Source organism: Zymomonas mobilis subsp. pomaceae ATCC 29192, from assembly GCF_000218875.1.
GTDB classification, from domain to species: Bacteria; Pseudomonadota; Alphaproteobacteria; order Sphingomonadales; family Sphingomonadaceae; genus Zymomonas; species Zymomonas pomaceae.
Genome location: NC_015709.1, coordinates 1,533,954 through 1,546,814 on the forward strand (window position 1 = coordinate 1,533,954; position 12,861 = coordinate 1,546,814).

Here is a 12,861-nt window from a genome sequence, read left to right on the forward strand (position 1 = left end):
GGATAAAACCCTGCCGAACTCCGAATAATTTAGGCAGCTTTTTTCCAGGGGGCGTTAAACATACCCCAGACTGGGCTATTAATGGCTAGATCCATATCCCGGGCAAAGATGGCAAAACCATCATAACCATGATACGGGCCAGAATAATCCCATGAATGCATCTGACGGAAAGGAATACCCGTTTTCTGAACGGCATATTTTTCCTTGATGCCTGAACCTACGAGATCAGGACGGATGGCTTCGATGAATTTTTCGAGGTCATACGTGCTCGCATCATCATAGATCAGCGTGCCTTCTTTGACGTAATGGCCGGTACGCTGGTAGTCATCGTTATGAGCAAATTCATAACCGGTACCAACGATTTCCATACCAAGATCGGTATAGGCATTGACGACATGGCGTGACCGCAAACCACCTACATAAAGCAGGACTTTTTTACCTTCGAGGCGAGGACGATATTTTTCAATAACCGCATCGACCAAAGGTTGGTACTTGGCAATAACGCGTTCAGCACCTTCTTTGATTTTGTCGTCAAATTTTTCGGCAATGCTGCGAAGAGATGCTGCAATCTGGCTAGGACCAAATAAGTTATATTCCATCCACGGCACACCATGCTTCTCTTCCATATAGCGGCTGATATAGTTCAGCGAGCGATAGCAATGGATGAGATTAAGTTTGGCTTTTGGTGCCCGTTCAAGTTCAGCTAAAGTAGCATCACCAGACCAGCTGCCGATAACTCGGAGACCCATTTCTTCTAAGAGAATGCGGGAAGACCAAGCATCACCACCGATGTTGTAGTCACCAAGGATGTTGACATCATAAGGCGTTGATTCAAACGGTACTTGATTACCATCTTGATCAAGCACCCAGTCACGGATAACGTCGCAAGCAATATGATGACCCAAAGACTGGGAAACACCACGGAAACCTTCGCAACGAACCGGAACAATCGTCTTTCCGGTTTCTTTTTTTTGTTCGCGGGCGACAGATTCAATGTCGTCCCCGATCAGACCAACCGGACATTCAGATTGGATGGTCGTGCCCTTATTAAGCGGGAAAAGCTCGTCAATTTCCTTGAGGATTTTCTTAAGCTTTTTATCACCACCGAAAACGATGTCTTTTTCCTGATAATCAGAGGTGAACTGCATCGTAACGAAGCTGTCCACACCCGTCGTACCGGTATAAAAGTTACGGCGCTGTGACCATGAATAATGACCGCAACCGACCGGACCATGGCTGATATGAACCATGTCTTTAACCGGTCCCCAGACCACGCCTTTGGAACCAGCGTAAGCACAGCCACGGATCGTCATCACACCCGGAATGGATTTGATATTCGACTTAACTGAACATTCGCTTAAGGCACCGGGGTCAGCTTCTGTATCCGGAGCTTTGGCAACCGACAGATGCTTCCGACGGCGCTTTCTTGCTTTTTCCGGATAGGCTTCAAGCACTTCCTCGATGAGGCGAGTGTTGAAGACAGTTTCTTCTTCGTTCAAGCTCATCTTGCGTCTCCTTACTTGGCGACTGCGGCTTCCTTCGCGGCGAGTTCAGCCAGTTCCTGCTCTTCGGTCTTCATGATACCGAATTCGAGCAGCATTTCTTCCAGCTCTTCCATGGTGATCGGGGTCGGGATAGTACCCTTACCGGAATTTTCATGGATCTTTTTAGCCAGCGTACGATATTCGTTAGCCTGATCAGAATCGGGCGCATACTGAAGAACAGTCTGCTTACGCAATTCGGCATGCTGCACGATGTTGTTACGTGGAACGAAGTGGATCAGTTTAGAATTGAGGCGTTTTGCTAACGCATCAGCCAATTCATATTCACGGTCAGTCTGACGTTCGTTGCAGATCAGGCCGCCTAAACGCACGCCACCGGTACCAGCATATTTCAGAATGCCCTTGGCGATGTTGTTGGCAGCATAAAGCGCCATCATTTCACCAGACATAACGATGTAAATCTCTTGGGCTTTGTTTTCACGGATCGGCATAGCGAAACCACCGCAAACAACGTCGCCCAACACATCATAGGAAACATAGTCAACGTCGTCGTAAGCACCATTTTCTTCGAGGAAGTTAATGGAGGTGATAACACCACGACCGGCACAACCAACGCCCGGTTCTGGACCACCTGATTCAACACATTTGATATCTTTGTAACCCAGTTTCAGAACATCTTCGAGTTCAAGATCTTCAACTGAACCTGCTTCAGCAGCCAAGCTCAGCACGGTGTCTTGTGCCTTGGAGTTAAGAATAAGACGGGTAGAGTCAGCTTTAGGGTCGCAACCGACGATAAGAATTTTCTGGCCCAACTCAACAAGGGCGGCGAGTGTATTCTGAGAGGTCGTTGATTTTCCGATGCCCCCCTTGCCGTAAAAAGCAATCTGGCGAATTTTGCTCATGATAACGTCCTGTTTCCGATAAGTCGCGATATGCGGACCGTTCAGCCCGACACCCCTATCCTTGCAAAGCACGTGCCAGTTTTTAATTTATCCTAAAAAAGGGAATAATTTCACTATTTTTCGAAATGAACAATCTTTTTCACAGATTGATTGTATAGTTATTGTTGGAAGCACGACAAATCAGACATCCTATGTCGCAAAAACGTATTGTAGGCTTATTTTAGGGTGAAAATCATACAATCTGAAGGGAAACATTAAACTGATGACCTTAATTTAGCCGGTCTGTCTGAATATCCTTCATCAGAATTCTTTTGATTTTTAGGATAAAAACTAGCCACAGAAGCGAAAGCTCGATTTTATGAGGTTACCTTAATTATAAATTCAGCCATAACTGAAAAATTATAAGGCCTTCTTTATACGGCTATGAATCCAACTTCCTAACACACTTGTCGATAGCATTGTCGCTTTTGTAGCATGAGCGACAGAAAGTAGTGTTTTTGTCAGATAAGACAAAACTTACTATCTTATGATTATAGAGAGCAGCATAAAATTATGGATAGAGAATATGGCTTTTTAAAATTTTAAACTTCTGAACTTATGAGGATAGAAGTGAAAGCCATTTTTCAGAAAGATGCTTAATTCATCCGAAAAATATAGAGGCTATTTTCTCGCATCAAATGATAGACGCGCTTTTTTGAGGAAGCGATTTTCAGAAGTTGACTTGCTCAATGAAGTCAGAAATGGATGGAGCAAGAATAGGGTGGAGAAAATATATTATCTCTTAACATTCGAGATATATTTCAGAGAAACAAAGCAAGAAGTTTAGATTGGCTCTAGAGCTAGGGCCAATCTAAAAATAGAGATTTACGCCGTTAATAAGTCTGCCATGCTTTCTAATGGTAGATTTAGAGGGGTAATTTTTACTTCTTCTAAAAAGTTCAATTCATTCCGTGTAAGAATGGCGGGATCAAGCACTGCAAAATGAGGCCCACCCGAACGTTTTATAATTTGACGCGCAAAACTTCTCAACATTTGGTCATGAAACCGACAGCCGAGGAATAAAAAACCACATTCGCTGCGTCTTTTTTGGATAATTTCAGGAATAGGTGTCTGAATATCAATTTCTGTCAGTACTTCAACGTAATCTGAATCAGAAATCAGATAATTGCTATGCGGTGTAACGCCACCATGCGGCTTATAAAGAATAGTCTGCCAATTTTCAGCATCCTTAACCGATACTTCACTACCTTCGGAATTATAAGCAGCAAACCAGCGTTCTTCTTTAACACCAGCGTGATTGATGCCCTGAATTTCCCCCCAGTTCAAAGTTGGTATCTGGGTTAAGGCTTCGCGCATCGCGCCATCATACCAACTATCCACAATAATTGGTGGTTGATGTGCCGCTATAGCTTGATGAAGAGAAGATGGGGAAACGGGTGTTTCGTAAGCCTTATTCATTAAGGCCGTTAAGGTGTTCCGATGGCGGTTACTTTCGATGTATTGTGCCGCCGACCATGGATTTCCTCGTGCTCTTCTAGGAAGGGCTACATGTTTTCCTAAAAAAACAGCAAGATCTTCCGGCGAAGTAGGCACATGTTCTGCCGCTGTTATAGCGGATACGGCAGGCCCTAAATAAAAGGCTAATTTGTTTTGATGTAGGATATCCAGAATATCAGAAACGATATCCATTAGTTAGCTTCTTCTGCACGTTTACGTGCTTCCACAGTAATAGGTAATTTTGTATCAGCAGCCATAGCCGGAAGTTCTAATGTCCAACCATTTTTTAACCGGACCCAACCGCCCCAAATATCTTCTTTTTCTTGTTCAACAACAGGTTCTTCAAGATCTTTTTTAGGAACATAAACGGAGAGACCACGGGGGGTTTGGCGGACCATTATTTTCATGTATTTATCTCCGGCTCAATCTTAAGTTCACGCTTACGCATACCAACAATTCTACCCCGTTCGATAAAATCAACGGCATAGATATAATAACGTTGTAAAAAAACACCTACATCCCGGACATAACCCACATCCCCCTTATTAACGAGGATTTCACCGATATCAGCACCAGCAAAAGTTCCGTCATTTTTGACGTAAAGGGTTGCTCTTACCTTTGTCCCGGGTGGAAAGGCAGGTGGCTTCCGAATTTCAATTTCTTCATCGTCCATCCTGCCCTCCATTATTTATTGTATCTTGTAATAAAATTAGGCCGGTACACACGTATCAGGCATTGGGCAGACAGCGGCGCACTGAGGTGCATCAAACTGACCTTCGCATTCAGTGCATTTGTCAGCATTAACAACAAAAACGTCGCCCTTCATTTTGATCGCTGAATTGGGGCATTCAAATTCACATGCACCGCAAGCCGTGCAATTTTCTGCAACAATCTTATAAGCCATAACAAATATCCTTTATAAAAAAATAATACTTTCACTTAAATAAAATCGAGAGGGCTACAATCAAGCCGTCTGACGTTGTTCTTTTGAAAAACGTTCCGCATACCAGCTGGAAATACCGCTTTCGATCCATTCATGCGCAAAAGCATCAGTGGCTTCAATACCGGATTTTTCTAACTTTTCACGCGGACAATCTCCAATCCGGGCACATAACACAGCCTGGACCCCCTCAAGCGCTTTGACAATAACATCAAGCGCGTCCTCTTCACCTGCCCCGCCCGCGCAATAAGGCGGAATTTTACGGTGACTGATGAATTTCACTCCATGAGATGAGACTTCATAAATCTGGAATTCTTTAGCATGTCCGAAATGTTGATTGATCCGACCGCCTTGTTTGGATGCTATCGCAACAAGTACCGTCTGTTCAGCATCCAGCGCTGCCAAAGTTTGATTCGCGGATTCTTTTTGCTCTAAATGTTCACCTCGTTCTTGGGCAACAATCTCACGATAACTGTCACGTTTTGCCGGATTATAAGTTACTTCTTCAGCAACTTTGTCCATAGTAAATTCTTGACCCCGATCTTCCCCTAACATGCCGATAGCATCAGCACGGCACTGACGGCAGTGGCGCATCAGTTTCGTGCCGTCTGCTAATTCATTCTGTAAGGTCATTAATTCTGCATTGGTCGGGCCACGCTGTCCTATAAGGCCAAAATGTGTGCCATGCGCAGGATCAGAAATCAGCGGCATAACATTATGGAGGAAAGCCCCTTTTTCTTTAACCACACGGTTAACTTCGATCAGATGCTCGTCATTAATGCCCGGGATCATGACCGAATTGACTTTAGCCAGAATGCCTCGTTCTTTCAAAAGTTCTAAACCCAGCATCTGACGTTCATGTAGAATTTTTGAAGCCTCGACACCTGTCCAACGTTTGCCTTCAAAGAAAATCCAAGGATAGATTTTGGCCCCTATTTCAGGATCGACCATATTAATGGTAAGTGTCACATGATCAATGTTCATGCGTGTAATATCATCAATACAATCTGGTAATGCCAATCCATTAGTAGATAGACAGAATTTGACATCGGGAACCGTTTCCGCCACCAGCTCAAATGTCTCGCGGGTTTTATCCCAATCGTAACAAGCGTCCCCGGGGCCTGCGATACCCAGTACAGAAAGCTGGGAAACTTCATTGGCAACCGTTACAACTTTACGAAGTGCCTGTTCTGGTGTCATCCGTTCAGAAACAACACCGGGTCGGCTTTCATTCGCACAATCATATTTGCGATTGCAGTAATTACACTGAATATTGCAAGCCGGTGCTACTGCTACATGCATACGGGCAAAATACTGATGCGCATCTTCTGAGTAACAAGGATGATCTTTGACTTTTGCCCAAATCTCCGGTGGCAGTGTCTCTTTACCTGAACTACTTCCACAACTGGACGATGCACAACCTTGAGAGCTCGGCGCTGAAGACTTCGGCTGCGCTAGAGCTGATTTCAAAGGTTGGATATTAATGAGCTGAGCCATGATTTTCCTAACCGCTAACTGTCCTCTTATAAAAATGTATGCAATTAACATGCCAATATTGCATACTACCTTATAATGGGTATTAACGTCGGGTTCTTCAACAGGATTGTCTTAACTCCTACAAAATTGTCGGTATCGGTAAATTTTGTGAAATTATCAGACACTTCATAAAAAGACGAAGTATCTTCCGATTTAAAGCCAGATAGTTTTTGCACTAAAAGGCTTTAAAATTTTAAAACTTTTTGATCGAGATACCGTTTTTCCGAAGAGCATAGCCTATCTGTCTTGGGGTCATGCCTAAAATACGGGCAGCCTTTGCCTGAACCCAACCCGCTTTTTCCATAGCATCAATCAGATCTTCTTTTTGGCTGCGCTGATCGCCTTGATTAGCCGCGGCGGCACAGGTGGAAGAGGAAGGGCAGGGCGTTTGTACACCACCAAGGCCTATCTTCGATTGACAGCTATGCTTCACAGTTTCTTCTTGGGGGGGCTTTTGCCAGAATATAGAAGACAAACAGTTATCATCATGACAAGTGAAGTCCTCAGCCGTGATATCAGAACCACGGGCAAGCGTGGCTGTCCTACGGATACAATTTTCAAGTTCCCGAACATTTCCGGGGAAATAACAGTGGGATAATACCTCTAAAGCATCACTACTAATTGAAAGATTAGTATTATTCTCTTGATTAAAGCTTTTTAAAAACTGTTTTGCGAGCAAGGGAATATCAGAAGGATGCTCCCGCAAAGGCGGCAGAAAGATCGGAATAACACTTAATCGATAATAAAGATCAGCACGAAAATCTCCACGGCTGACGGCTTCTTCCAAATTGACATTTGTTGCAGCAATAACGCGAACATCAACCTTTAAAGTTCGTGTTCCGCCAACCCTTTCAAATTCGCCTTCTTGAAGAACACGAAGAAGCTTTGCCTGAAAATTAGGTGAAATTTCTCCAATTTCATCAAGGAATAGGGTACCACCATCAGCTAATTCGAAACGCCCCTTACGCATGCTAACGGCCCCCGTAAAGGCGCCTTTTTCATGTCCAAATAATTCAGATTCCAAAACCGATTCTGGTAATGCCGCACAATTAAGCTTGACGAAGGGATGCTTGCTACGGGGAGAGGCCATATGAATAGCTTGAGAAAATAACTCTTTTCCTGTGCCAGATTCACCGCGTAGTAAAACGGTTACATTATTCTTAGCAATAAGATTTATCTTATCAAGAATAGCCCTGATTGCAGGACTATTACCGATAATTCGGTTCGGCCCGTTTTCTGTAGAAGATGGCGGTGCTGGATCGTGATCTGGGACAGATTTTTTTAACAAAAGCTCATGTTCACGCCGAACCATACGGTGCAATCTTACCGTCTGCCCCAATAAACCTGCAACCATAGACAACATGCGGGCATCTCTGTCCGGTGCAAGAGATTCCTTTTCATTTCGGGGGGTGGGTCGGTCGATGAATAGAATACCCGACACTTTGTCACGGTCTAAAATAGGCACACCAATTACACAGGTTTTTTCATGAAGCTCCCATCCTTGCGCAGTACCAAAACTAAAATGTTTATCCTGCGTAATATCACGGATAATCAAAGGCATTTTACTGGTAACAATCTGACCCAGAACCTGCTCTGGGATAGAATCAAAATAAGCCTTGGCACCTACATGATCGCTCTTGGCGCTTACTATCATGTCAGGTTCCTGATTTTCATCAAACAGGGCAATAGCGGCTCTATTCAAGTCAATAAAATTCTCCAAAACGGAGATGACGCGTTTAATAAGCGTCACAGTTTCCATGGGCGCGCATAAAATTTTGGAAATTTCATAAAGTCCAAATAAGGCGGTATCGGCCCAGTTCGAATGACTTTCAGCTGCATTTTGTCTGTAGGCAAATTGTTTTGCAGGCATATAGTGCCCCCTACTGTGTTGCCTAAATGGAAAAGAATTTCACAGTCTCTTTTTGGACTATCTTAAAACATACAAAAACATCATAAAAATAACGTTTTTGTATAAAAAGGCAATAAAAAAATAAACATATATGTTTATTTAAATGATTATACCTAAAATCAGTAAGCTCACAACCTTAAGCGTGGTTTCCATATCCATAGCGCGCTCCTGAAAGTTGATCCTTGCTTTGATCCAATATAAGAATGTTTCACAAGATTTCATCCCTTGTGAAAGGTAAAATCTGGCTATTTTTTAGAAAAATTATAGATATCTGTTATGGGGCATTTTTCTATTTTTAGACAGATATGGATTTGTTAATTTAATATTAAATATCTTTATATAAATTTAAAATAAAATAATTTTATATTAAAAATTGTGTTTTTATATCTTAATTTCACAATTAAAATTATTATTTTTGGATTTTAAATATTTATTTTCAATTTTACGCAGTGTATGGAAATTATGTTTCTGATTCTCACCACCTAGAGATATTTTGCAAGGTAAAACATAATGAAAAAATGGCGGTCCTGTAAAAGGTTTGTCTTATGCTATGCCGTGCTCTCTTTTGGCTTTGCGGCAGAAGGGTTTGCCGAACAACCAATTATTAAAGAGACGCATGACAATGCTGTTAGTAATGAGGGGGATTCAACTGACACAAACGATAACAGGTCTTCGTCCAAGACAACTAAAAATAATACTATTGAACCTTCTGAATCTCCAAAAGATATTACAGTTAATGCCAAGATGACAAATGGTACAGGGGCACGTACATCCTTACCTGTTGTTAATTTTGGCCCATTGGGTGACATGAAACCAGAAAATGCGCCTTTTTCTATTCTCAGCGTTCCCCATGATGTAATTCGCAACCAACAGGCACGTAATGTCAATGATCTGATGCAATATTTGCCATCGGTTCAATTGGAAATGAGAGGTGATCCCGGAACTTCTCGACCGCAGTCTCGTGGTTTTGAATCAGACGTCATCGCCAATAGCCGGATGGATGGCTTTAACATTGCGACGACAACGCCTTATGCGGCAGAACAATTTGATAATCTGCAGGTCTTAAACGGATTAAGCGGCGCTATCTATGGTCCTCAAAATCCGGCGGGTACTTTTGAATATACGCTAAAGCGTCCGACTACCGAAATGATGGAAGATTTTTCTGTGGGTATCGATTCACGCGGTACCGTAACAGAAGCTGCTGATATTGGTGGATCAACGGGTAAGGATAACTGGTTCGGATATCGTGTTAATCTTGTTCATGGGGCCGGTTCCAATTACGTTCGTACGGGGCATATAAACCGTAATTTAGTCAGTGGCAGCTTTGATATTCATGTCGATTCAAAAACGGTTATTGAATTGAATGCCAGTCACTATAGCTACGATCAGCGGGGTGGCGCACCAGGATTTTCTTACAGCAATAATATTCAGCTTCCAACAGCGCCAGATATAAGCACCCCTTATCTCGGGCAGAGCTATGCCGGTTATAATGCCAAAACGGATACGGCTTCTGGAAAAATCAAACATCAATTTAATGAAAACTGGAGTGTCGTCGCCGGCGGCTTATGGCAGAATGCGTTTCGTGACGTATTTTCAAATGCCAATACGCTAACAGATAATTATGGCGATTATAAACAGACTATTGCTTCTGCTGCGACAGCCTATCGTTTTAAAATCGGTAGTAATCTTGCTTATTTAAATGGACGTGTTCACACGGGTTTTGTGACCCATGATTTGGCTTTAGGTACCAACGGCTATGTCATGAGTAATTATAACCCTACCAGTAGCCAAACTTTTACGCTGGGTAATAGTAATCTTTATAATCCAACCAAATTTTCTAGCGTACGTCCCCATTCATCAGGTAGCTATCGTTCTGCTATCGCCCGTAATCAGTCATTAATTGTCAGTGATATGATTACTTTTAACAAGCATTGGTCTATCTTAGGGGCATTCAGTTGGAGCTGGATGACATCTTCAAGTTGGAATAAAGCGGGTACTCGAACCGCTCATAACTATACCCAAGGGGCCTTTAGTCCGAATACAAGTTTGATTTATCATCCCCTTGAAGGTCATACGGCCTATTTCACTTGGGGACGCAGTTTACAACAAGGTGTGACTGCACCCGCAGGTTCTATCAACCAAGGCCAAATTCTTAATCCTTATGAAAGCGAAGAATACGAACTCGGCTATAAGGTGAAATGGGAAAAACTGTCCTTAAATGTAGCAGGTTTTCGCATGACCCGTCCTTATGCATACATGGATTCCTCGACGGGGGTTTATGGTATGTACGGAACCCAGCGTAACTGGGGTTTTGAATTCCAGATGGCTGGCCATATCCGACATGATCTATCGATTTTAGGGGGCGTGACTTGGCTGGACGCCAAGGTTGGATCAACAGGCGATGCTACAACATCGCATAAAGAAATTGTGGGTGTACCCCCTGTTCAATCTAATATCTTGATTGACTATACTTTGCCATTTTCAAAAGAGAGTTTGGCAAATGGTTTAGCCATCAATGGTAGCGTGCACTATACTGGAACGCGAGCTGCAAATAATACCAATACGACCTATGCCCCACAATATGTGACCGCGAATATTGGTATCCGTTATCCTTTCAAAATGGCTAATAAACCATGGGTCGCTCGTTTCACTGTTAACAACCTTATGAATGAGCATTACTGGGCATCGGTCTACCCTTCTTCTATTAATGGTGCCGCTGGCGGGACCAATAGTGCTTATGCTGGGTTACCTCGTACTTATCAATTTACCTTGGAATGCACTTTATAATAAAAGTTTTATTTTATCTTAAAGGACAGATGTCCTCTTAAAAAAGCCGGAAGATTTCAATCCTAAATCTTCCGGCTTTCCTTGTTAGTATATCGTGGGGCAGTGAACCCCATTTGAGAAAAAGACTTAAGGAAAATTTTAGTTTTTTTTGCCTGATATTTTAAGGATCGTTTTCTGTAAAAAATAAAGCAAGCGTATATTTTTCTTCTTAAAAAATGAGGCCACAGCCTTTCTTTTACACATATCGGTCTTTTTAAACGACATAATATGTCTGTTTTGTTACTTTTACGACAATAAGTCAGACGAATCCTCCCATTGACCGTTGGAAACCTATTAAACTAAGGACCAAACGGTGAATGGCACAAAAATTGCAAAAAAGTTCACAAACGACCAATTTTTACATATTTCGTCTATCCGTTTAAGTTCAGAAGGCGGGGATGTTGGAAGGAGGAAAACGGTTTAATCGCCTTATTACCTCCGAGGGAAGGAAGGTTAAGTGACGGATATACTACTGTTGGTAGTGAGCGCCTGCCTTGTAAACAATGTGATATTAACGCGTTTTTTAGGACTTTGTTCCTTTATGGGCGTGACGACGCGTGTAGATACGGCGGTAGGGATGGGTGCAGCGTGCACCTTTGTGATCACGACCTCTGCGATGGCAAGTTGGGCATTGGAACATTGGTTACTAGCCCCCTTTGGTCTTGGGTATCTTCGCACGGTGACCTTTATTCTGATCATCGCGTCGGCGGTGCAGCTGACAGAGTCATTTTTTCGTAAATTTTCACCGACGTTGTTTCGTTTGCTGGGTATTTATTTGCCATTGATCACAACGAACTGTGCGGTGTTGGGTATAACGTTGCTTTTAGTAGAGCAGCGGTATGGTTTTGTAGACAGTACGATTTTCGCCTTTGCCTCGTCAGTGGGATACAGTTTGGTGATGGTGTTGTTTGCAGGGTTGCGAGAAAGATTGGCGTTAGCGGTAACGCCCCGTTTGTTTGAAGGGCCACCCGTTGGTTTTATCACAGCCAGCTTGCTGGCGCTGGCTTTCATGGGATTTTCAGGGATGTCGGTGCATTAAGCCAAGAGAGTAAGCTTAGGGGAAAGGGACTGTCGCTATGTTGATTGCCATTATAAGCCTGAGTGTGATGGGGTTGTTGCTGGGTCTGATGTTGGGCCTGTCGTCGAATCTGTTACGGGTAGAAGAAGATCCGATAGATGGTGAGTTGCAGGCATTATTGCCGGGGTCGCAATGTGGCCAGTGCGGTTATGTGGGTTGTGCCCAATATGCCGCGGCGATGGCGCATGATGGAGCGCCTTTGACAGCCTGCACGCCGGGAGGCCGTAATGTAGCGGAAGCCCTGGCGAAAGCGTTGGGCGTCAGTCTGGATTTATCGGATAGCGAGGATACAGGGCCAAAGACAGCTGTGGTGCATGAAGAGCTGTGCATAGGATGCACAGCGTGTATCCGCGATTGTTCCAGTGATGCGATTATTGGTGCGGCGCGTCAGATACATACGGTGGTGGGTGATGTTTGCCATGGTTGTGGTAAATGTGAAGCGGCCTGTCCGACGGGGGCTATTGAAATGGTGCCTGTTGCGATCACGCTCGACAATTGGCATTGGGACAAGCCGAATCTGGCTATTCAAGATGCGATGGAAAATCAGGCCTTTTCAACCAAGGAATTGGCACAAAGGATAACAGCAGAAGCGGATGGTCCACAGGGTGAGGCCTATAAGGCGCATCTGGAACAAGAAGCGGCCAAAGAAGAAGCGGCAGGCTAGGGGAAAA

11 protein-coding genes are annotated in these 12,861 nt (G+C 43.5%); 3 read left to right on the forward strand and 8 right to left on the reverse strand.

Annotated elements, in window-relative coordinates:
- Positions 1–29 precede the first annotated feature (29 nt).
- From nifD to nifA, 8 genes are all read right to left on the reverse strand, one after another.
- On the reverse strand, positions 30–1,505 hold the full coding sequence (gene nifD, locus ZYMOP_RS06795; RefSeq protein ID WP_013934596.1) for a nitrogenase molybdenum-iron protein alpha chain: 1,476 nt from the start codon (positions 1,503–1,505) through the stop codon (positions 30–32).
- 11 nt (positions 1,506–1,516) lie between these two features.
- Positions 1,517–2,404, reverse strand: a complete 888-nt coding sequence (nifH, locus tag ZYMOP_RS06800; RefSeq protein WP_013934597.1) for a nitrogenase iron protein — start codon at positions 2,402–2,404, stop codon at positions 1,517–1,519.
- An 864-nt stretch (positions 2,405–3,268) separates the two neighbouring features.
- A complete protein-coding gene (locus ZYMOP_RS06810; RefSeq protein ID WP_013934598.1) occupies positions 3,269–4,093 on the reverse strand; it encodes an SIR2 family NAD-dependent protein deacylase in 825 nt (274 codons plus the stop codon).
- Positions 4,093–4,308, reverse strand: coding sequence for a putative nitrogen fixation protein NifT (nifT, locus tag ZYMOP_RS06815; protein WP_013934599.1), 216 nt, complete (start codon positions 4,306–4,308; stop codon positions 4,093–4,095). The genes ZYMOP_RS06810 and nifT overlap by 1 nt, the downstream gene beginning before the upstream one ends.
- The gene (locus ZYMOP_RS06820; protein ID WP_013934600.1) at positions 4,305–4,574 is read right to left on the reverse strand and encodes a nitrogen fixation protein NifZ; all 270 of its coding nucleotides are present in this window, start codon (positions 4,572–4,574) and stop codon (positions 4,305–4,307) included. Before ZYMOP_RS06820 ends, nifT begins: the two co-directional genes overlap by 4 nt.
- Before the next feature lie 36 nt (positions 4,575–4,610).
- Complete coding sequence (locus ZYMOP_RS06825) at positions 4,611–4,805, reverse strand: 4Fe-4S binding protein (protein ID WP_013934601.1); 195 nt, start codon at positions 4,803–4,805, stop codon at positions 4,611–4,613.
- 60 nt (positions 4,806–4,865) lie between these two features.
- The gene (gene nifB, locus ZYMOP_RS06830) at positions 4,866–6,338 is read right to left on the reverse strand and encodes a nitrogenase cofactor biosynthesis protein NifB (RefSeq protein ID WP_013934602.1); all 1,473 of its coding nucleotides are present in this window, start codon (positions 6,336–6,338) and stop codon (positions 4,866–4,868) included.
- Positions 6,339–6,570: 232 nt separating this feature from the next.
- A complete protein-coding gene (gene nifA, locus ZYMOP_RS06835) occupies positions 6,571–8,247 on the reverse strand; it encodes a nif-specific transcriptional activator NifA (RefSeq protein ID WP_013934603.1) in 1,677 nt (558 codons plus the stop codon).
- A gap of 549 nt (positions 8,248–8,796) precedes the next feature.
- Between nifA and ZYMOP_RS06840 the strand changes: the two genes are divergently transcribed.
- The 3 genes from ZYMOP_RS06840 to ZYMOP_RS06850 all read left to right on the forward strand — a co-directional run bounded on the left by ZYMOP_RS06840 (position 8,797) and on the right by ZYMOP_RS06850 (position 12,854).
- Positions 8,797–11,073, forward strand: a complete 2,277-nt coding sequence (locus ZYMOP_RS06840; RefSeq protein WP_013934604.1) for a TonB-dependent receptor — start codon at positions 8,797–8,799, stop codon at positions 11,071–11,073.
- A 496-nt stretch (positions 11,074–11,569) separates the two neighbouring features.
- Positions 11,570–12,151, forward strand: coding sequence for an electron transport complex subunit RsxA (gene rsxA, locus ZYMOP_RS06845; RefSeq protein WP_013934568.1), 582 nt, complete (start codon positions 11,570–11,572; stop codon positions 12,149–12,151).
- 37 nt (positions 12,152–12,188) lie between these two features.
- Positions 12,189–12,854, forward strand: coding sequence for an RnfABCDGE type electron transport complex subunit B (locus ZYMOP_RS06850; protein ID WP_013934569.1), 666 nt, complete (start codon positions 12,189–12,191; stop codon positions 12,852–12,854).
- Positions 12,855–12,861: the final 7 nt, after the last annotated feature.

What these genes read in the sequence shown, in the direction of transcription:
- nifH (WP_013934597.1), bottom strand. Translation starts at nt 2,404, where the DNA reads ATGAGCAAAATTCGCCAGATTGCTTTTTACGGCAAGGGGGGCATCGGA.
- nifD (WP_013934596.1), bottom strand. Translation starts at nt 1,505, where the DNA reads ATGAGCTTGAACGAAGAAGAAACTGTCTTCAACACTCGCCTCATCGAG.
- ZYMOP_RS06820 (WP_013934600.1), bottom strand. Translation starts at nt 4,574, where the DNA reads ATGGACGATGAAGAAATTGAAATTCGGAAGCCACCTGCCTTTCCACCC.
- nifB (WP_013934602.1), bottom strand. Translation starts at nt 6,338, where the DNA reads ATGGCTCAGCTCATTAATATCCAACCTTTGAAATCAGCTCTAGCGCAG.
- ZYMOP_RS06810 (WP_013934598.1), bottom strand. Translation starts at nt 4,093, where the DNA reads ATGGATATCGTTTCTGATATTCTGGATATCCTACATCAAAACAAATTA.
- ZYMOP_RS06825 (WP_013934601.1), bottom strand. Translation starts at nt 4,805, where the DNA reads ATGGCTTATAAGATTGTTGCAGAAAATTGCACGGCTTGCGGTGCATGT.
- nifA (WP_013934603.1), bottom strand. Translation starts at nt 8,247, where the DNA reads ATGCCTGCAAAACAATTTGCCTACAGACAAAATGCAGCTGAAAGTCAT.
- nifT (WP_013934599.1), bottom strand. Translation starts at nt 4,308, where the DNA reads ATGAAAATAATGGTCCGCCAAACCCCCCGTGGTCTCTCCGTTTATGTT.
- ZYMOP_RS06850 (WP_013934569.1), top strand. Translation starts at nt 12,189, where the DNA reads ATGTTGATTGCCATTATAAGCCTGAGTGTGATGGGGTTGTTGCTGGGT.
- ZYMOP_RS06840 (WP_013934604.1), top strand. Translation starts at nt 8,797, where the DNA reads ATGAAAAAATGGCGGTCCTGTAAAAGGTTTGTCTTATGCTATGCCGTG.